17 protein-coding genes, 1 tRNA gene, 1 pseudogene and 1 riboswitch are annotated in these 18512 nt (G+C 44.8%); of the genes and pseudogenes, 14 read left to right on the forward strand and 5 right to left on the reverse strand.

Features of this window, described 5'->3' with window-relative positions; all coding sequences use genetic code 11:
* Positions 1-257: 257 nt before the first annotated feature.
* Positions 258-2519 (reverse strand): tRNA(Met) cytidine acetyltransferase TmcA domain-containing protein, encoded by a 2262-nt coding sequence (locus tag AC0J2X_RS14615; RefSeq protein WP_069943932.1) that lies wholly within the window; start codon positions 2517-2519, stop codon positions 258-260.
* A 59-nt stretch (positions 2520-2578) separates the two neighbouring features.
* Between AC0J2X_RS14615 and AC0J2X_RS14620 the strand changes: the two genes are divergently transcribed.
* From AC0J2X_RS14620 to AC0J2X_RS14665, 10 genes are all read left to right on the forward strand, one after another.
* Positions 2579-3004 (forward strand): acyl-CoA thioesterase, encoded by a 426-nt coding sequence (locus AC0J2X_RS14620; RefSeq protein ID WP_012517742.1) that lies wholly within the window; start codon positions 2579-2581, stop codon positions 3002-3004.
* A gap of 130 nt (positions 3005-3134) precedes the next feature.
* Positions 3135-3238, forward strand: a riboswitch (TPP riboswitch).
* Between the two features lie 55 nt (positions 3239-3293).
* A complete protein-coding gene (locus tag AC0J2X_RS14625) occupies positions 3294-5384 on the forward strand; it encodes a TonB-dependent receptor (RefSeq protein ID WP_061485098.1) in 2091 nt (696 codons plus the stop codon).
* Between the two features lie 17 nt (positions 5385-5401).
* Positions 5402-5665 (forward strand): hypothetical protein, encoded by a 264-nt coding sequence (locus AC0J2X_RS14630; RefSeq protein WP_014948708.1) that lies wholly within the window; start codon positions 5402-5404, stop codon positions 5663-5665.
* A complete protein-coding gene (gene pnuC / locus AC0J2X_RS14635; protein ID WP_014948709.1) occupies positions 5665-6309 on the forward strand; it encodes a nicotinamide riboside transporter PnuC in 645 nt (214 codons plus the stop codon). Before AC0J2X_RS14630 ends, pnuC begins: the two co-directional genes overlap by 1 nt.
* Positions 6266-7117 (forward strand): phosphotransferase, encoded by an 852-nt coding sequence (locus tag AC0J2X_RS14640; protein ID WP_232375994.1) that lies wholly within the window; start codon positions 6266-6268, stop codon positions 7115-7117. The genes pnuC and AC0J2X_RS14640 overlap by 44 nt, the downstream gene beginning before the upstream one ends.
* A gap of 211 nt (positions 7118-7328) precedes the next feature.
* A tRNA-Trp gene (locus AC0J2X_RS14645) sits at positions 7329-7405 on the forward strand.
* Positions 7406-7712: 307 nt separating this feature from the next.
* On the forward strand, positions 7713-8441 hold the full coding sequence (locus AC0J2X_RS14650; RefSeq protein WP_061485102.1) for a hypothetical protein: 729 nt from the start codon (positions 7713-7715) through the stop codon (positions 8439-8441).
* Between the two features lie 8 nt (positions 8442-8449).
* On the forward strand, positions 8450-8950 hold the full coding sequence (rimI, locus tag AC0J2X_RS14655; RefSeq protein WP_014948712.1) for a ribosomal protein S18-alanine N-acetyltransferase: 501 nt from the start codon (positions 8450-8452) through the stop codon (positions 8948-8950).
* Between the two features lie 129 nt (positions 8951-9079).
* Positions 9080-9376, forward strand: a complete 297-nt coding sequence (locus tag AC0J2X_RS14660; protein WP_061485105.1) for a hypothetical protein — start codon at positions 9080-9082, stop codon at positions 9374-9376.
* A 228-nt stretch (positions 9377-9604) separates the two neighbouring features.
* Positions 9605-10534 carry a DMT family transporter gene (locus AC0J2X_RS14665; RefSeq protein ID WP_014948714.1) on the forward strand — a complete coding sequence of 310 codons (930 nt, stop codon included), beginning with the start codon at positions 9605-9607 and terminating at the stop codon, positions 10532-10534.
* 7 nt (positions 10535-10541) lie between these two features.
* On the opposite strand, the gene AC0J2X_RS14670 is transcribed toward AC0J2X_RS14665, so the two are convergent.
* On the reverse strand, positions 10542-11438 hold the full coding sequence (locus AC0J2X_RS14670) for a LysR substrate-binding domain-containing protein (protein WP_061485107.1): 897 nt from the start codon (positions 11436-11438) through the stop codon (positions 10542-10544).
* A gap of 192 nt (positions 11439-11630) precedes the next feature.
* Between AC0J2X_RS14670 and AC0J2X_RS14675 the strand changes: the two are divergent.
* The 4 genes and pseudogenes from AC0J2X_RS14675 (at position 11631) to AC0J2X_RS14690 (ending at position 15572) form a co-directional block, all read left to right on the forward strand.
* Positions 11631-12829 (forward strand): annotated as a pseudogene (locus AC0J2X_RS14675) (MFS transporter).
* Positions 12830-12839: 10 nt separating this feature from the next.
* A complete protein-coding gene (locus AC0J2X_RS14680; protein ID WP_061485109.1) occupies positions 12840-13748 on the forward strand; it encodes a TIGR03571 family LLM class oxidoreductase in 909 nt (302 codons plus the stop codon).
* A gap of 21 nt (positions 13749-13769) precedes the next feature.
* Positions 13770-14606: a 2,5-didehydrogluconate reductase DkgB gene (dkgB, locus tag AC0J2X_RS14685; RefSeq protein ID WP_061485111.1), complete on the forward strand. Its 837-nt coding sequence runs from the start codon at positions 13770-13772 to the stop codon at positions 14604-14606.
* 30 nt (positions 14607-14636) lie between these two features.
* Entirely contained in the window at positions 14637-15572 is a 936-nt protein-coding gene (locus AC0J2X_RS14690) for an alcohol dehydrogenase catalytic domain-containing protein (protein ID WP_061485113.1), read from the forward strand.
* A 193-nt stretch (positions 15573-15765) separates the two neighbouring features.
* On the opposite strand, the gene AC0J2X_RS14695 is transcribed toward AC0J2X_RS14690, so the two are convergent.
* The 3 genes from AC0J2X_RS14695 to AC0J2X_RS14705 are packed head-to-tail and all read right to left on the reverse strand — an operon-like array spanning position 15766 to position 18332.
* A complete protein-coding gene (locus AC0J2X_RS14695; protein WP_020743114.1) occupies positions 15766-16797 on the reverse strand; it encodes a DUF2955 domain-containing protein in 1032 nt (343 codons plus the stop codon).
* Between the two features lie 9 nt (positions 16798-16806).
* Positions 16807-17880 (reverse strand): HlyD family secretion protein, encoded by a 1074-nt coding sequence (locus AC0J2X_RS14700; RefSeq protein WP_014975955.1) that lies wholly within the window; start codon positions 17878-17880, stop codon positions 16807-16809.
* Entirely contained in the window at positions 17877-18332 is a 456-nt protein-coding gene (locus AC0J2X_RS14705) for a MarR family winged helix-turn-helix transcriptional regulator (RefSeq protein ID WP_014948722.1), read from the reverse strand. The genes AC0J2X_RS14700 and AC0J2X_RS14705 overlap by 4 nt, the downstream gene beginning before the upstream one ends.
* Positions 18333-18512 lie beyond the last annotated feature (180 nt).

Genomic DNA, 18512 nt, shown 5'->3' on the forward strand with positions numbered 1-18512 from the left:
CCTAACGCAGTGCATAATAGAAAAGGCCAGCTTCGAGAGCTGGCCTAATAACTGTCAACCTATATTAGGACGACACATTAATTTAGTAAGTGAGCTTTTCTCGAATGGGATTTTATTTATAGGGCTTTAACACCAGTCCGCATAGGTCATTACCCACTCAGCTAGAATTAAAATGTTCGTAATCGCGGCTTGTTAACGCAGGTATAGTGGCTCTACGCCAAGCTGATTATTTGTACTTTCAGGCTACAGACTTTCTATTATTTGAAAGCAGGCAGAAGTGCTTCTCTTATAATAATAGTGACTTCTTTTAACCCACTTGCTTTTAGGTTTTCTTCGTTGAATGTAGAAACAAGTTGCTTCGCATTCATATCTGAATGTGTAAGTACTTTTCTGAGAAAGCGCTTCGTGGTAATGATTTCAACAAGACGCCATAGCGTATACAGTATTGTGTTATTTGGCTTGTTCAGTTGAGTATTTGCGCTTGGTGTAGGGTAAGTCTCTGCATAACGCGCAATTTTATGTAATATCGGCCAAACATCATCTAAAGTGCGTGTGCCTTGGGTAAAATGTACTAACTTTTCTACATAGATTGTCAGTATGCTAATGGGCACGTTGTCTAACTGGTTATCGAATTTAAAGCTCTCTTTTAGCGCTACCAATTCAGAAAGCAGTTTTTTTGCTCTGTTGGAATGAGGATATAACGCTAGTGCACTGGTTTCGCCACTGGCTTTATTAGGCTTTCGCCCATAGTCCACAATCTCAAATCCATTTCTTGTCCAAAAGCTGTCTAACTTTTGTGTCGTTCCATAAGAAGTACAGATAGCGTCAATACTTTGCTTTTTGGCTTCATTACTAACTCTTTGTAGCAAGTAACTGCCCATACCCTTACTCTGCGCCACCGTATCGACGGCAATACGATTAATACGCCAATATCTAAACGTTGCTGTTTTTGCATCAGCAGACAACAGAGCAAGTCGCTGTGCGCCTAAATGCCCTTTAGGACGACGTTTTCCAGACGCAATCCCCAATGCGGTTCCGTTCAGGTAGTCGCTACCTTCAGCGTTTATGATTGCAGCACCTATCACGTTGTCGTTGAATTTAAGTATGGCAACAAGTACATCCGGGCTATCCATCAAGCGCATAATATCATCGGGCGTAGTTTGATAATGGGCTAATGAAAGTAGCGACATTATTTGCTGAAGCGCCTCTTCGGAAATGCTTTTAAACGAACTTATGAAAAAATCGTAATCTATCGATGCATTAATACTGTTTTTGAAATTAATCTCGCCAATATTGCGCGCCGCATCTCTGTCCTCAAATAAACAAGTCGTATTGAAAAAGGCTTCAATGGGATCATGTTCGAACCATCGTAACGGCGTTGATAGTCTTAAATGGATAGCTGATGGCGGTAAATTAGGGATGAGTTTGTGAATAAAGCCACTGCCTGAGCCTTCATAACCCAAAAGCGTAGTACTAAGCACCCACTGCTTGTGGTTGGCTATGATCCGGTATACATCCGGGAGGGGGATTGAAGCCGCTTCATCAACAATTACAACGTCATACTTTTCATCTTCTGTGGTATATAACAAGGCACTGTCAGGGGGCACCCATTTTACAATTCCAAACGTCGCTGTCTCATTCTTATCACCAAGGCTTAGTTGGGCTTGAATGTTAGCGGTGGATGGTTGTTGTGTTTTGACACCGGCTATTTCGTGCTGTTGAATACGTGAAAGCACGTTCTTCACATTATCGAACCGTTCACTGGTTAACAGTACATTTTTACCCTGTCTGATTAGGCTTTCAATGAATATACCTAATAATGATGACTTGCCTCTGCCTCTTGGGGCGGTAATCAGCGCGTTTAGTTTATTAAGTGAGTGTGCTTGATATAAACGACTGTATGCCTGCTCTTGCTCTTCTGATTTAAATAGTGAGCCTCTATAGACGTTTGATGTTACGCCTTGGCTAATGCGGTACATAGCCGTATCTGGAAGTGTGGTTTTTTCTTCAGTGTGAAATGCCACGTAGTCGTTGTTACGCAGGTGCTTTATAAAGCGTTCGAGGTATCGACTTTGTGTAAGCGTAAACCCCTCCGACAGGAACGAGACCGAAATATTGTTGACCCATTCACTCAATGCAGGGCAAATAAGTATTAAACAACCACTGCGTTTAACGATCCCCGCCACTGCCATCACGTCGCCAGGTTTGAATGAATCGCGACAGTCTAATGTGGCAATGTCACATTCGCTCCCCAGTACTTGTTTGCGGTTCTTTCCCTTAAGTGTATCGCCAGCAAAATTCACAACGCTTATAGATGAAACTTCATCTACAAAGGCTTGAACGCTACGTATGGCAGCTTCACAAAAATCATCATTGCCAGATATTACAAGCATTCTCCGGTGAAGCGGGCAAGTCACGTTTGATAAGTGTGAAGCGTGAGAGCTTTTTTTGCAGCCATTTTCGCCGCTATTTTCAAAGTAGGGGGCTAATAGCCATTCGCGTAATTGAGTTAGCGCCATGAATCAGTTTTTTCGGTATAATCTAACGCTATAGTAGCGATTTATTATGAGGAATTCGAATGCGCTTTCTTTCTCGGCGTCTAGTTATGCCAAACGACCTTAATTACGCCAATTCTTTGTTCGGTGGCCGCGCGTTAGAATGGATAGACGAAGAAGCTGCAATTTGGGCTATTTGTCAGCTAGAAACTAATTGCTTGGTAACTAAGCATATTGGTGAAATTAGTTTCGAATCACCGGCTATGCAGGGTGATATCGTAGAGTTTGGTCTAGAAACTAAAGCTGTAGGCCGTACGTCTATTACCGTAAGCTGCTTGGTACGCAACAAAGCAACCAAGAAAACCATCTGTTTTGCAGACGATATCGTTTTCGTAAAGGTTGACCCTGATACGCGTCAACCAACCGCACACGGCAAAACGTTGGAAGGTTTAAAAGCACAAACTGACGATGAAGTACGTCGCCTAAATATGAATATTGACGCTGAATAGCCCTAAGCTTTCAACGCCTTATATCATATATAAAACCTTACGTTAGCTTAACGTCTTATCTGCTTGACGGCGTGTATCGAACTGGTAGACTCCGTCGCAGAAGTTGAGTTTGCTAGTTTTAGCAGCGCAACACTATACCAAGGGGTGTCCGTTTTCGGTCTGAGATCCACATTCGTGGGAACCCTTAAACCTGATCCGGATAATACCGGCGTAGGGATGGTTCACAATATAGCCTTATCACCTGCCGTTAGACCCGGATCTTTTTTCTTAAATAAGAATAAGAGATCCCATGTATAAAACACTTTTCACACTTTCACTGCTTGCTAGTTCCGTTGCGGCCTATGCGCAACAAACCAATGTAAGTAACACTTCAGATAGCACGCCATCAGATATTGAGCGCGTCATCGTATCTGGTGATTTTCGTCAAACTACACTCGACCAGTTAAGTGCTAGCGCGACCATTTTAGATCAAGAGCGTCTTCGCAGTAGACAGCCGAGCCATATCGACAGTGTGCTAAACAGTATTCCAAACGTAAACTTTGCAGCTGGTGCGTCTCGCGGCCGCTTCGTGCAAATTCGCGGTATTGGAGAGCGTAGTCAGTTCGCCGAGCCTATCAATCCTTCTGTAAGCTTTATCGTCGATGAATTTGATTTTTCAGGCCTTGCTGCGGCAGGTCTTATTTTTGATACTAAACAACTAGAGGTATATCGCGGACCTCAGGCTACCTTATACGGCACAGGTGCATTGGCCGGAGCGGTTAAACTCTCCAGTAATGACGTGGGTAGCGACGCCCCAGACTACGTTGAAGCCCGCATTGGGAACAAAGAGAGTTACCGTATTGAAGGCGCCACTGGTGATGATATCAACACGGATTGGGGCTATCGTGTTGCGCTGGTTCATAATCGCAGTGATGGCTTTGTAGAAAATACGTTCTTAAATAGAAGCGATACCGCGAATATCGATGAAACCGCACTGCGCTTTGCCGTTGAAGGCAGTGTAGATGAGCGAACCACACTAGCGCTTACTTATCGCTGGTACGATATCGATAACGGTTACGATGCATTCTCGCTAGACAATGACAACAAAACGCTGTCTGATGAACCTGGATTTGACGAACACCAAACCCACGCTGTTAGCGCGCGCTCTACAACCAATACAGCAGCGGGCGACTTTATTCTAATTGCCACCCATGCTTCTCACAATATTGCTTATGGATACGATGAAGACTGGACATTCACAGGGTTTCACCCGTGGGGTTATACGTCTTTTGACGCCTATTATCGCGATGTAGAAACACAGACCGGAGAGATGCGTTTCGTGTCATCTGACAGTGCCGCACTTTTTGATGGTATGACTGACTGGACAATAGGCGTATTTTATAAAAGCACGGAAGAAAAGCTGCTGCGTCAGTACACTTATTTGGATAGTGACTTTGCCAGTGAATACACGCCTACGACGACCGCTATATATGCTCAGACTGAAAGTCGTTTGAACGAAAATTTAGTACTTGTAGCAGGGTTAAGAGTAGAAAACTACGATTTTGATTACGCTGATAACAACCAGCTCACTCGCGCGTTCGACACCACCATGGTAGGCGGGAAAGTCGCGCTTCAGTATACACAGGGCGATCACTTCTATTACGGCAGTATTTCACGCGGATATAAAGGGGCAGGCTTTAACCCCGACAGCCGCGTGAATGACAATCAGCGATTCTTCGACGAAGAGTATAACTGGAACTACGAAGTAGGCGTTAAGGGCCCATTACTTACGCCTGACCTAATTGCTCGTGCTGCAATTTTCTATATGGATAGAAAAGATACTCAGGTGAGCGATTTTGACGTTATCACTCGTGATGACGGTACGGCAGGGTTCGTAGATATTATTGATAATGCTGATTTAGGAACAAACAAAGGAGCCGAGCTGGAGCTTAGCTGGATTGCTAGTGATGCATGGCAGCTTGATGCAAGTGTTGGTTACCTAAGCGCTACCTTTGAAGGGTATACGCTTGCAGACGGTACTGAAGTGTCTGAGCAAAGACAGGCTCAATCACCTAAGTGGACCGCAAACCTGTATAGTGAGTACGCACTTACAGATAACATGCTTTTGCGTGTAGATGTAGATTACAAAAGCGAATACCGTTTTTCTGACGGCCATGATGTAACCTCGCCAAGTACTACGCTGGTTAATTCGGAGATTGTGATGTTACACGGTGATTGGCAGACATCACTGTGGGTACAAAATGCGTTTGATCGTGAGTACTACACCCGTGGATTCGGTGGTTTCAGCAACGACCCTCGCGATGAGTATGCCTTCGATGAGCCATATTACCAAATAGGTAACGGTCGTCAGTTTGGCGTTACTGTTAAGTACGCGTTTTAAAATAAAAGGAAACAGACATGCAAGTTATGGTTGAACTGTCGTTGTACCCATTGGTTAACGAATACATTCCACCTATTCAAGATTTCATTGATAGGTTAAATAGCTATAGTGATATTGCAGTTTCAACAAGTTCAACCAGCACGCAGGTTACAGGTGACTATGGTGTGGTTATGAAAGTACTTGGTGAAGAAATGCAAAGGACCCATGAAGAAGTGGGGCAGGCTATTTTCGTTGCTAAGTTTTTAAATTTTGATGCCATGCAATCTAGAAAATCATCTTAATGGCTAACTTTTTTTCTGAGTTCACTTCTCAAATTGCCGCTACTTCACTGTTAGAGTGGGTAGCGGTTGTCCTCGCTATTGCCTATGTGCTGTTAGCCGCAAAACAGAACAGCTGGTGTTGGCTGTGCGCCTTTGTGAGTACCGCAATTTACACCTGGCTATTTTGGCAGGTGACTTTGCCATTTCAGTCTGCGCTTAACTTCTTTTATATGATAATGGCGGGATACGGTTATTATCAGTGGTCGAAAGGGGCGGAAGACGGCGATGTTAAGCCAGTGCTTCATTGGCCTCTCTGGGCTCATTTGCTCATTGTGCCGAGTATGTTATTGCTCGCTTGGGTTCTGTCTGAGGTGGCAGGCTCACAGTTCAATAGTGAGTACCTACTATTAGATGCGAGCATTAATTTATTGAGTGTAGTCACAACATTTATGGTGGCGCATAAAATCCTGCAAAACTGGGTTTATTGGTTTTTCATCAATTTAGCGTCCGCCTATTTATACCTGCAAGTGGGTTATGCATTATCTGCTTGCCTGTTCTTAGGCTATGTTGGTTTTGCGGTATTTGGGTATTACCAGTGGCTAGTACAATATAAAAAACAAGGTGAACAGGTTGGATATCATCGCCACGCTGCAAAAGGCGCTTAATCTTAGCGACAGTGCGAAAATTTCGTCACACCCTGCTGGAGCGGTAAATCACGTTTACCGCGTTCAAGAGCTCGCAGATAGTCAGTTACCCTTGACTGCAAATAACCTTCAAAGTAGTGGGCAACCAAAGTCGGATCATAACCCTGTCGACTTAGCGGTGAAATGGATGGGCGATGATGACTTTAGTGGGGTTAATCGTGCGCACCAATTTGCTTTGCAGCAACAGCTTTATAGGTTGGGAGTAGCGCCGCAACCTATATGGTTAAGCGATGATGAAACCATCTGGGTTGAGCAGTGGCTAGAGCACAGTGAAAGTGCGACGCTTTCAATGCTTGAGCTGGCCAACACCCTCGCTCGTATTCATTCTTTGCCCATTACCGCTAGGCCATTAGATTTAGCATCAAGATGGCAGCATTATATTAATGTTGCACAGCTCGATATGAGCAGTGAGCTTTATCTAAAAGCCCAATCATTGCGGAAACAAGTAATAAAAAGTGAACAAGACGATGACGACTATGTGTTATGTCATAATGACTTGCTAACTAATCACTTATTACTGAGCGCAGATAACTCACTCAAAATTATTGATTGGGAATATGCCGCCATGGGAAACCGCTACTTCGATTTAGCAAGTTGCTGCCTTATCAATAAACTTGAAATCAATGAAAGTAGAGAGCTCGTTAAGCATTACGCCAAGCTAATGAATATCGATGAGCACGACGCGATAGCGAAATTTGATCTGCACACCGAGATTGTCGCTATCACTAATGACCTGTGGTTTGCTGCGCTTAACGCCAATAAGGTCTAATTGTCATAAACTGCTCCGCATTTAAAAGTGACGCTGTATAGAAGTCGGTTTAAAAGCGGGCAATAAGACAAAACACAGGTGATGGATAAAGCCTATTTGGTGTTATTCGATTGAAAAAACAGCGCATTGCGTGTTAATTAAGCATGCAGTGCATGGTAGTGATAAAAAGGCTTTACCTTTTTAATGTCATCCGTATAATGCACAGCGCGCTAGGGGTGTAGTTCGAATTGGTAGAACAGCGGTCTCCAAAACCGATGGTTGGGGGTTCGAGTCCCTCCACCCCTGCCACTTTCTCTTCTTGTGAACGTTTACGTTCAAATTCTAAATCGTTTCTTTGTTAAATTCTTCTTAAATTTTTTTGGTTTCTGTTGCTAGTGCTTAATTTGCTGCAGCTGTTTTATTTCCTCTTATACCAAGGGCTAGGCATTATAAATTCGCGAATAATACTTAAGAATCAACGCTTATGAATTAACGCTTGAGCATTAAACTGCAGGTACAATCCGAGCAAAAGAACGCGATAGTTATTCAACCAAGCCTGCAACTTTAGTAAACTAAACAAATACAATGAACTATCCACGTTAGGTGTTTTTGCGCAATGTCTCTTACTTCATATCAGCAGGCGGTTTTACAGGAAATGGGGATCCCGGTTTGGATCACCAAAGACGCCTACACTGAGCTAAAGCAGGAAGACCAAGCGAAACAAAACAACGCCAATGCAGCACAACGCAACGTCGGCAGTACAAATAGTTCATCGACACAGTTACCCTACAGCCAAAACGCTCAAACCAATAAGCCGCCTTCAAAGCCAATATCTCAAGAAGAAAAGCAATCACGGCTTGCTCAGTTGCGGGCAAATGTTGGCAGTAGCACGAAAGATAAGGCTAAGCCTAAAGACGGCGGGGCAGCAAAACTTTCCACACCTGGCGGGTCGCACAATGACGGGAAAGCAGGGCAAACCGAAACAGGTGCTTCACAGTCACACAACATTTCGCCGTCTTTCGACAATGCGGTTACCTCGCAAGAGTCTTTAACAAAGTCTATTGGCGCAAAAGGGCCGGTATCGCCTGAAGGTATCCCGTTAAGTGCCGAACAGAAAGCTAAATCACAGCAATGGCTGAAGGACTTGCAGCTAGCCTGTGTTCAGTTGGGTATACCGTCACAGTGGGCTAGCACCATAATGATTGGCCGTACGCTATCGGTAACCGAAACGGCCATTATATTGCCAGCCACACCGCTAAAACTCTCAACTGTGCAGAAACGGGAACTGTGGGCGCAGCTTATCAGCGCAGCACGCGAATTAAACCACTCCGCTAACGGCCAGTAGTCGCGTCGATGAAGTTAACAATCGTACCGCCACAAGGCTTTAACGAGCACATTGAACTTGCGCATGCTATCCATCAAGAGGCACAAGTGTCGCCTTGGAAACTAAGTACCTTCGCGGATTGTTTCACCAAACCCTATTACGGGGTGTTTGCCTTTGAAAATGACAAGATTGTTGGCTATGCCATCATGCTTGAAGTCGTTGATGAAGCTACGCTGATGGATATTGCGGTAGACAGTGGCGCAAGAGGCAAGGGGGTAGGTCGCGCTTTAGTTGATTTTGTCATTGAGACATCGGTAAAAAATGCAATGCGTGAAATGTGGCTAGAAGTGCGTGAAAGTAACCATACTGCTATTGCGCTTTATGAGAGCTCGGGGTTTGAGCATATAGAAACCCGCAAAAATTATTACACCGTAAAAAATAATGATGACGGGCATGACAAGAGTAATGGAAACAGCGCACAAAAAGAAAACGCTAAAATCATGAAGTGGACAAACCCCACCTTGGCCTAGTGTTTGTATTCCTAGGCATATACGTTTCGCGTATATCAAAGCACTATCTGAACTCAGCATACGCTTCCCAGCTTATAGTAGCGCGTGTTTAAATCGCATCACGTTCTCTTCACCTAAGGTAGAATCAGCATGGCTAAAGTGCTCAACAAAGCGATAGTCTCATCGAAGCGATTTGCTATTAATGTGGTTACCTACAAAGAGGGTCATAGCGTGTTAGAGCATAATGACCCTATGGGCAGCGGGCGTTACTTTAAATTTAATGTAGTACTAAAAAAGCCGAAGCGCGGCGGTCAATTTTGGGCAGAGAAAGTCATCTTTAATCTCTTTAACCGCATTTACTTTTTTCGGCCAGATAAGTACATGCACAGCGTAAGCAAAATAGAAAGAGGTGAGCGGAAGCTGCTGTCAGTTGCATTGTACCTGTAGGTCAAAGTGTTTATCAGTGATTAACCACCCGTATAGCAAAGTTTCCACAAGGTTTTAAAAAGTTGACCATTTGGTCGATAAATTGGCGTGTATACACGGTCAGGAAGGTTTTAATCCCTTGCTAATTCACTTATATTTGCGCCCTTAAAATTCTCCGCCTACATTCAGCTTACCGGGCGGTAGAAACTTCTCTTAACGCAGTTCGTGTAATTGGATTTTTTAAAACGCATGTCTTCATCATCGGTGGCGGAAAAAGAGCAATCAAAAGGCATTAAAATGCTTTTGGTTGCGGTGTTGTGTTTAGGACTTAACTGGCCAGGCATGAAGTTAGGGCTTGAGATTGTAGGGCCTGTATGGATGGTGTGCTTGCGCTTTTTGTTAAGTCTTCCTGTACTTGCGCTGTTTGTACTTATCACCAAAAAACGTTTACCGGTGCTCAATCGTAAAGATCGCTCGGTGGTGTTTGTCGTTGCCTTTTTCCAGTTTATCCTATCAATGGGGCTTATTACTGTCTCACTGCAGTTTATTCCTGCCGGCACGGCCAGTATTCTTATTTACACTACACCGCTTTGGATGCTGCTTATCGACACTCTATGGTATCGGCAGCGTCCGCCTTCTAAGCGATTAATTCTAACCGGTATATCTACCATTGGCTGTGCAATGATTTTATTTGCTTCGGGACAACCGGGCGCATGGCTACCGCTCTTTGGTATGTTGCTGGCATCTGCATTGTGGGCGGTCGCTATTCGAAGAGTGTCTTTTCATAAGTGGAAGGGAAGCGTCATTGAAGCTGTCTTCTGGCAGTTTACCATCGCAGGTTTCGCCATGCTTGCTATTGCACTGATAGTTGAACCAACACCTAATTTTGGGGCTTACGATATAAGCGATTGGTTACTATTGGCGTACATTGGGCCAGTGGCAACGGGTCTCGGTTTTGGCCTCATGGTAGCGGCGGGGCCTAAATTACCCCCAGATAAAATTGTTCTTATTAGTACACTCACGCCGATAGTGGGTTATGTAAGCTCTGTGATATTGCTTAAAGAAACGCTGCTGCCTATGGTTATGGCCGGTGCAATATTGATGATAGCCGCGCTAATAGTAAATGGCCTTCCTCAAAGCACACTTAAAAAGATATTAGGTAAAGGCCACGCGAAATAAAGGTAAGTTAAAGAGTTAGTCGAGGCTGTATAAAATCTAAAAACGCAGAGATACGAGACGATACTGCACTATTTTTATAGTATACCGCTTGTACCGACTCTCTACGGTTTGGACTGACGATATCGTCGCGAAATAGCGCTACCAGCGAGCCTGCACTGATATCTTTGTGTACCATAAAGTGAGAAAGTAACGCGATACCTTGACCTGCCAAGCACAGCTGGCGAATAGTTTCGCCGCTTGACGCACGAAGACTGTACTGCAAGTTAATATCTTGCTTGAGCGGCCATTTATTTAGACTTGGTGAGTCGCTAAAGCCAATCAGTTTGTGTTTGTTTAGCGTGCTAATTCCATCCTCACCTTCAGATATGGGATATTTTTCAAGATACTGTGGGCTTGCCACAATATGCAGCTTACTTTTTCCTAAACGTCGAGCGTGCAAGTTAGAGTCGCTTAAATCACCAATACGTATTGCGATATCGGTTTTATGTTCCAACAGGTCGATAATGCTGTCGTGACTGGTGATATCGAGTGTTATGTCAGGAAATGCTTCTCGAAATTCACCCACTAACGGCGCTAGCTGGTGGAACACAAAGGGGCTCGCAGCATCAACCCGAAGTTTTCCAGAAGGAGCGCGCTTTAATAGCCGTAATGCCTCTTCACCTTTTTCTAATATATTTAGCCCGTCTCTGGCATATTGCAGGAAAAGCTCACCTTCTTCTGTTAATTCCAGCCTTCTGGTAGTGCGATTCAATAGAGTTACATCTAAGCCATTTTCAAGACGAGTAACTGCTCTACTAAGTTTTGCAACCTGCTGATTGAGTAGATTGGCAGCACTGGAAAAACTACCTGTATCCACAACGGTTAGGAACGCTTCTAAATCTTCAGTTTTTGATGAGACTGGCATCGCACACCTTATATTTTCAAATATCGCAAAAGTATTTTGTCATTAGTGCTGTTTTTTGCAAATAAATTTATCGTCAAACTGTACGCACTTTATTAATGGCTTTCAAAAAACGGTGTAGTTATTCGTTCTAGAAGCCAATGGTGGCGTTGTTAATCAAGCCATCTCGTTAATTACTTTTTGAGGATAATTGAAATGCCTATTGCATTATTTGCGTTAACGTTAAGTGCGTTTGCTATTGGCACAACAGAGTTCGTGATAGTGGGGCTTGTCCCCACCATTGCTACTGATCTTGGCGTTACGTTACCGAGCGCAGGCTTACTTGTAAGCTTGTACGCCGTTGGTGTTGCCGTTGGCGCACCGGTTCTTACCGCCCTTACGGGAAAGTGGAATAGAAAGCATGTTCTGCTTAGCCTAATGGCGCTATTTGTGGCTGGTAATATTCTCGCTTGGCAAGCGCCTAGCTACGAGAGCTTAATTTTAGCTCGCATTTTGACAGGCTTAGCGCACGGTGTGTTCTTTTCCATAGGGTCAACTATTGCTACAGGGCTAGTGGCTAAAGAAAAAGAAGCCAGTGCTATTGCCATTATGTTTACGGGCTTAACCGTAGCCTTGGTTACTGGCGTACCTTTGGGTACCTGGATTGGTCAAAACTTCGGTTGGAGAGCAACCTTCCTTGTGGTTTCCGCGCTTGGCACACTTGCGCTAATAGGCAGTGCGTTGCTGGTACCGAACAACCTTAAACAAAGTAAACCGGCCACCTTGAGTGAACAAATGAAGGTGTTGGTTCAACCTCGTCTGGTATTAGTGTATCTAATGACGATATTGGGCTATGGCGGCACATTTACGGCATTCACCTATCTCGCTCCTATATTGCAGGAAGAGGCGGGGTTTGCGCCCTCAGCCATCAGCTTAATTATGCTGGTTTACGGTGTATCTGTCGCTGTAGGCAATATTTATGGCGGCAAGCTTGCTGACAAAAAAGCCCAATCCGCGCGTTAACTATCATCTTTTCAGCCCTTGCAGTCATCTTGTTTGCCCTGACGTTTACCATGGGCAGTAAAGTTGCCGCAGTGATCACCGTTTTAGTGTGGGGCGCCTTTGCCTTTGGCAATGTTCCAGGACTTCAGGTGTACGTTGTTCAATTAGCAGAGAAGTTTACCCCTAATGCTGTTGATGTGGCGTCAGGTTTAAATATCGCGGCATTTAACATCGGCATAGCAGTGGGTTCAATTCTGGGCGGTGCAATTGTAGACGGCATGAAGTTATCTGATACCGCATGGATTGGCGCAATTATTTCTGTTGCAGCGTTACTTGTTACACGTTACAGCGGCTACTTAGACAAGCGCGCACTCAGTACTGCGAATACGGCGAATAACACAACGAGCGCGTAGGGAGATCATAATGACGACAAATACCTTTGATAAGCTTGCACAACATACGTTCTCAGTAGGTGTAGAGCTTCCGCTAGATAACGACTGGGCGCATTTCGACGCCACAAAAGGTACGCCATTCGGCGTACCTGATATGACCGAGCATCACAGCCGTATTCAACTAGCCGACAAACTAGGGTTTAAAGCAGCGTGGGTACGAGATGTACCGGTTTACGACCCTAGCTTTGGTGACGCCGCTCAGGTTTTCGAAACCTTCACTTACCTGGGCTATTTAGCGGGTATCACAGACAATATTCTATTAGGCACAGCTGCTGTTGTTTTACCTCTTAGGCAGCCATGGCTTGTTAAAAAGGCTGCAGCAACGGTGCAGCAGCTAAGTAACGACCGCCTCATACTCGGTGTAGCCAGTGGGGATAGACCGGTTGAGTATCCGTTGTTCGATGTCGATTTTGACAGTCGCGGCGAGCAATTCAGGCAGTCACTTGAAATTATAAAGCACGGTGAGAATTCCCTTAAGCCCGGCATGTCCCTGTTACCGCGCTCAACCACGCCGCCTTTGTACGTTGCAGGACTTGCTCAGCAAAGCCCTCAGTGGGTTGGAGAAAATATGGACGGTTGGCTGGCGTATCCAGGTACACCGAACGACCATGCAAAGCGCGTAGAACTATGGCGAAATGTCGCGAGCAACAAGCCTTACGTTAGTTTTATTCATCTTAATTTGGTTGAAGACGATGAAGCGCCCATAAAACGCCACCGATTCGGGGTTGAAACTGGTGTAAATGGGCTTATCAAAGAACTCAATGCAATGAAAGATGCGGGGGTTGATCATATTGGCCTGCACTTCAGACGTAATACGCAACCAGTAGAAGGCGCGATGCAGCGCATTGCTGACAACGTATTACCTCACTTTCATAAATAACGGAACCAACAAGGAGGCATCATGCCGAATGTAAATCAGTCACAATCTAAAATTCCTTCGCTAGGTGTAGGCACGTTTCGCTTAAAAGATGACGAAGCCTATAACAGCGTGACAATGGCACTTGAAGTGGGTTTCCGTCATATTGATACGGCGCAAATTTACGGCAATGAAGAAGCGGTAGGTCGCGCTGTTAAAGACGCTATTGCAAACAATCTTGTTGCACGCGAAGACCTTTACGTCACCACTAAGGTGTGGAATGACAAGCTGAATAAAGCAAGCTTTGTGGATAGCGTAAAAGAGAGTTTGAAAAAGCTTCAACTGTCGTACGTTGACCTACTACTTATTCATTGGCCGTCACCGGAAAACGGTGAAAGCATGGAAGAGTACCTAGGTGAATTGCTGCGCGTTAAGGAACTGGGCCTGACAAAAGAAATAGGTATTTCTAACTTTACCGTGGCACAAATTGAAGAAGCGGTGAGTATCTTGGGCGAGGGCGTTATTTCCACGAATCAAGTAGAGGTACACCCTTATCTTACCAATGAAAAAGTGCGTGCAGCGTGCGAGAAACACGGTATCACAGTGACAGGATATATGCCGTTTGCTGTTGGTAAAGTGCTAAAAGACGAGACCATCATTGCGATTGCAGATAAGCATGGCGTGAGCACTGCTGAGGTAGTTGTAGCCTGGGAGCTGGCTCATGGTTTAGTCACTATTCCATCGTCGACCAAGCGCAAAAATCTGGAAACCAATTTTAAAGCCCTTGAACTTACCTTAGACGCTGACGATATCGCAAAGATTGACGCGCTAGACTGTGGTGACCGTCAAGCTAACCCAGATTTTTCACCTGCGTGGGACTAATCGGAAAAATCACCTTGTTAAGGAGCTTTTATGCAAGCTAACGTTTGGCAATTTGAACAAGCTGGCGCATCGCTGGTAAAGCAGGTACGTGAGTTTTCTGAGCCGAAGGCAGGGCGTATTGTCGTGCGCAACTATGCTATTGGCATTAACCCAGTTGACTGGAAGTTTATTGATGATAACCCGCGCGACTGGGAAAAAGGGCATATCCCCGGTGTGGACGGTGCTGGAGTTGTTGTCGCTGTAGGTGAGGGCGTTGATAACAGCCTTCTGGGTAAGCGGGTGGCTTACCATCATAGCCTGGGTGAAAACGGAAGCTTTGCCGATCATAGTGAAGTGTACGCAAGCCGTGTAATGGTTGTGCCAGAAAGCGTTGATTTTGCACTAGCTGCTGCGTTGCCATGTCCAATGCTTACTGCCTGGCAAGCGTTCAGTAAAGTGCCGGTTCGAGAGGGAGCTAACGTGTTAGTAAGCGGTATGGGCGCCGTTAACAAATTGCTGGCGCAAATGCTTTCTCAGGCTGGTTTTAATGTACATGTTATCTCAGGAAGCTTTACGCAAGAGCAAGCCGATGAGATGGGTGTAAAAGCCATCCATCGCGGTAAACCTGAAGGACAGACCTTTTACGCGCTTTTTGACGCGAATGGTCCAGACTATGCGGCGTCACTGGTACCGCTTCTTGAAGCTAATGGTCACGTAGTGAGTATTCTAGGTCGTATTGAAGTGCCTGTTGATGCGCCTTTCACGCGTACTATTTCTTATCATGAGATAGCGCTAGGTGCGCTGCATGATTACGGCGATTTGTCACAGTGGCAGCGTTTGGTGAAAGACGGTGAGGCTCTACTTGAGCAAGTTGCTGCGCAAACGTTGGTTGTCGAAATACCTAACATGTTTGAATTCGATAATTTGAACAACGCGCTGCAATTTTCAAAAGAAGACAAGCGAAAGGCAGTGGTTGCGGTTTCATAAAGCCGGAATGATTAAGGTCCTTCTCTATCCTTAGCGATCTAAAGGACTTCCTCTGCTCGCCTAAAGGCTTCGACGATATCGTCGAAGCCTTTTTTATTGGGTCAGTACATTTCAAGGTCAACAGGCCCTAGAAGTAGCAAATCAACTTTTCGTCCACAAATTTTAACCAGTATGCGTTATAACTACAGGCCTTTTAAGTAAACGTGTGGTGTCGTGTAGGCTGGAATTTGTTAAGTAGACTGTGTACGACATAAATAACGCACAGGCTAAGTGCAATAGCTACGACTACCGATGAAAAGCGATACAGCGCACTATAAATAATATCCTGTTGTGGAGAGAGTGACTGGCCGTACAAAATGCCAAACGTGGTAAGTACGCCAAAGCCCGTGCCAGCACCACCACCGCTAAGCACATGCTGGCGGCTGATGAAAAATACCAATATCCATAAGCTGAAACTTGCGAAAAACAACGTGTCACTGTAGTTGAGCAAAATGAGCTGGGCGAGCAGGGCAAGATTACATCCAATTAGCGTGCCCAGCGCTCGCTGCCAGCCACTCAATGTGGCTCCTTTCCAACACAGTGGAAAAAGAATCAATACACTTGCTGCTTGTGCTGATATCGAATCTACTAAGTCGAAGGTTTGAAATACAGCAAACGATAGCGTGGCGACAGTGGTGCATAATATGACTTCGTGGCGAATACTTGCTTTATCTTTTGCCGCTTTGGGTAAAGGCGTGCGCGGCTCCTCATCGGGAAAAACAATATGCAAAGCGAATGCAATTATCAATGCCAACAGAATTGCACCGATGTTTGATATCACTAATGCGTAGATATCTATTCCATCGCTGCTGTAGCTGGCAAAGTGTAGCTGCAGCGAAAGTCCTACAAGGGAAAACGCACCGAATAAATACAGCGTACCTTTACTCATTTGCCAAAACAGAAAAGCGAAAGTGATGGCGATTAGCGGCGTGATCAGCAATGGGTGGCTTCCGAACAAGCCGTATACCACTAAAACAGCCGCCGCCGGAAAGATAGTTGCGGCAAGAAATTGTCGAATAATGTGACCATTTAAAACGGCTACCAGTCCAAGCAACAAAATAGGGTACAAGGTAAAAAATATCGGATTAGGCCAATCCAGCGCTTTCGATATAGCAAAGCCCAACGTGGCGCCGGAGGCGATCCTAAGCATCTGCTGGACATCATTTTTACTTAGCTGTGAATCCATAATTTAAGTCTAGTAAATGAAGTGCAGCAGGCTTATAAAGTGAATTTGAATGTTCGCTGCCACACTTTCAATAGGGTTGTCTGGAACTATCTGCACGGTAGCGCGAGCGCCACTGGTGAGGTGGCTTAACGATATTTCTTGTTCTACAAGCTTAATGTGGACACGTTGGCGCTGTGCATCTCGTACCCATCGATTCGACTTTTCAACGCTTGCAAGGGTGCCGTTGGCGGCAAGTTGGCCGTCGCTTACACCAGCTTCAAATTCTTCCACTTTAGCTTCAAATACTTTACCCGGTAGTGCATCAAAAACGACGTTAGCGCGAATGCCTTCTTTTACATTGGCGAGTGATTTCTCTCGAAAATCTGCAACCACATCTAGCGTGTTATCGACAACTGAGGCAAGGGGCGTACTTTGTTTAGCATAAGTGCCTTGAGTTACCTGCATGTTTGCCATTATGCCGTCATGCGGTGCTTTAATTTTGGTATAGGCTAAGTTCAACTCTGCCCGTTTAACCGCATTTACCGCTTCTAGATATTTTAGGTTTTTGTCACCTTGCTTACCTCTTGCAACAACTTGCTGGTTTAGATCGGCTTCAAGCGCACTAATTTCAGCTTCAGCGCTTTTAAGTTGCGCATACGCTTTGTCCACGTTTTGTTGAGATACCGCTTTAGTTTGAACTAAGGAATTGAGTCGTTGAAATTCACTGTTGCGTTCGTCGTAAACCGCCGATGCAGCCTCTATTTTGGCTCTAATTGCTTCCGCTTTCGCATCTATCTGAGCATTCTCTAACTCTACATTTGCCAAATCAATTTGCGCCTTTTCAAGGGCAATTAGGTAAGGTGTCTCATCAATGACAAATAAAACCTGCCCTTCCTTTACGGTTTGGTTATTTTTGACAAGCACCTCATTTATCGGCCCATTTATCTGAGGAGAGATTTGCGTGACCTGATGATAGACTCTCGCCTGTGGTGTCATTGGCATGCGTATATCTGCAATAATAAAGTAGATAAAGCAGATGGCAAAAGCGACCAAAGCCAGCTTTATGTACCTAGCAAATTCCTGATCTGGGGTTCGTTGACTCACTTAAGTGACTCCAATAATTTTGCGGCATTAACTTCAATTTTTTGAACACATTTAGCCATAATGCGTAACTCTTCTTCAGATACTCCTGCGTACACTTCATCTCGCAGCGCCATCAATGTACTTTCGATATCATTCATTCGACCTTTGCCCATATCTGTGAAGTAAAGTAAGCGACTTCGTTTGTCGTTAGTATCGGTAACGCGTTTGATTAACCCGGTAGTTTCGAGCTGTTTAATTGTGCGAGTTAAGCTAGGCATTTCTATTTCCAAGCTTTCAGCCACCATCTGTTGCGTACAGCCCTCACCAAGTAATGACATGTGAATCATTACGCGCCATCTAGACTCTGTAAGATCGAGATGAGCGACCGATTCAGTGACAGTTCTTCTGCACTTTTGCGCAGTGCGGGCAAAAAGCGCAATAAGTTGAAGTGGCATAGGTTCTGAAAATGACATGTAAAAACCGTTGATTTATTTAGCATGCTAACTATTTTATTTGTTTAGCATGCTAAGTAAATGCCATTGAGATGAGAAAGAGATTTTGCAAGTTGAGCGTGAATTGAACGGGTGAAGGCTCTCCATCGAGCAGGAAAATGGGGCTATTTGTCTTACGGTGCCTGAAAATCAGGCATACTC

The sequence above is a fragment of the Alteromonas sp. R7 genome (assembly GCF_055755235.1).

Coding starts and splice junctions, on each gene's coding strand:
- rimI (WP_014948712.1), top strand. CDS start 8,450: ATGAAGTTAACAATCGTACCGCCACAAGGCTTTAACGAGCACATTGAA.
- AC0J2X_RS14680 (WP_061485109.1), top strand. CDS start 12,840: ATGACGACAAATACCTTTGATAAGCTTGCACAACATACGTTCTCAGTA.
- AC0J2X_RS14625 (WP_061485098.1), top strand. CDS start 3,294: ATGTATAAAACACTTTTCACACTTTCACTGCTTGCTAGTTCCGTTGCG.
- AC0J2X_RS14630 (WP_014948708.1), top strand. CDS start 5,402: ATGCAAGTTATGGTTGAACTGTCGTTGTACCCATTGGTTAACGAATAC.
- AC0J2X_RS14695 (WP_020743114.1), bottom strand. CDS start 16,797: ATGGATTCACAGCTAAGTAAAAATGATGTCCAGCAGATGCTTAGGATC.
- AC0J2X_RS14620 (WP_012517742.1), top strand. CDS start 2,579: ATGCGCTTTCTTTCTCGGCGTCTAGTTATGCCAAACGACCTTAATTAC.
- dkgB (WP_061485111.1), top strand. CDS start 13,770: ATGCCGAATGTAAATCAGTCACAATCTAAAATTCCTTCGCTAGGTGTA.
- AC0J2X_RS14690 (WP_061485113.1), top strand. CDS start 14,637: ATGCAAGCTAACGTTTGGCAATTTGAACAAGCTGGCGCATCGCTGGTA.
- AC0J2X_RS14670 (WP_061485107.1), bottom strand. CDS start 11,438: ATGCCAGTCTCATCAAAAACTGAAGATTTAGAAGCGTTCCTAACCGTT.
- AC0J2X_RS14705 (WP_014948722.1), bottom strand. CDS start 18,332: ATGTCATTTTCAGAACCTATGCCACTTCAACTTATTGCGCTTTTTGCC.
- AC0J2X_RS14660 (WP_061485105.1), top strand. CDS start 9,080: ATGGCTAAAGTGCTCAACAAAGCGATAGTCTCATCGAAGCGATTTGCT.
- AC0J2X_RS14650 (WP_061485102.1), top strand. CDS start 7,713: ATGTCTCTTACTTCATATCAGCAGGCGGTTTTACAGGAAATGGGGATC.
- AC0J2X_RS14615 (WP_069943932.1), bottom strand. CDS start 2,519: ATGGCGCTAACTCAATTACGCGAATGGCTATTAGCCCCCTACTTTGAA.
- AC0J2X_RS14665 (WP_014948714.1), top strand. CDS start 9,605: ATGTCTTCATCATCGGTGGCGGAAAAAGAGCAATCAAAAGGCATTAAA.
- pnuC (WP_014948709.1), top strand. CDS start 5,665: ATGGCTAACTTTTTTTCTGAGTTCACTTCTCAAATTGCCGCTACTTCA.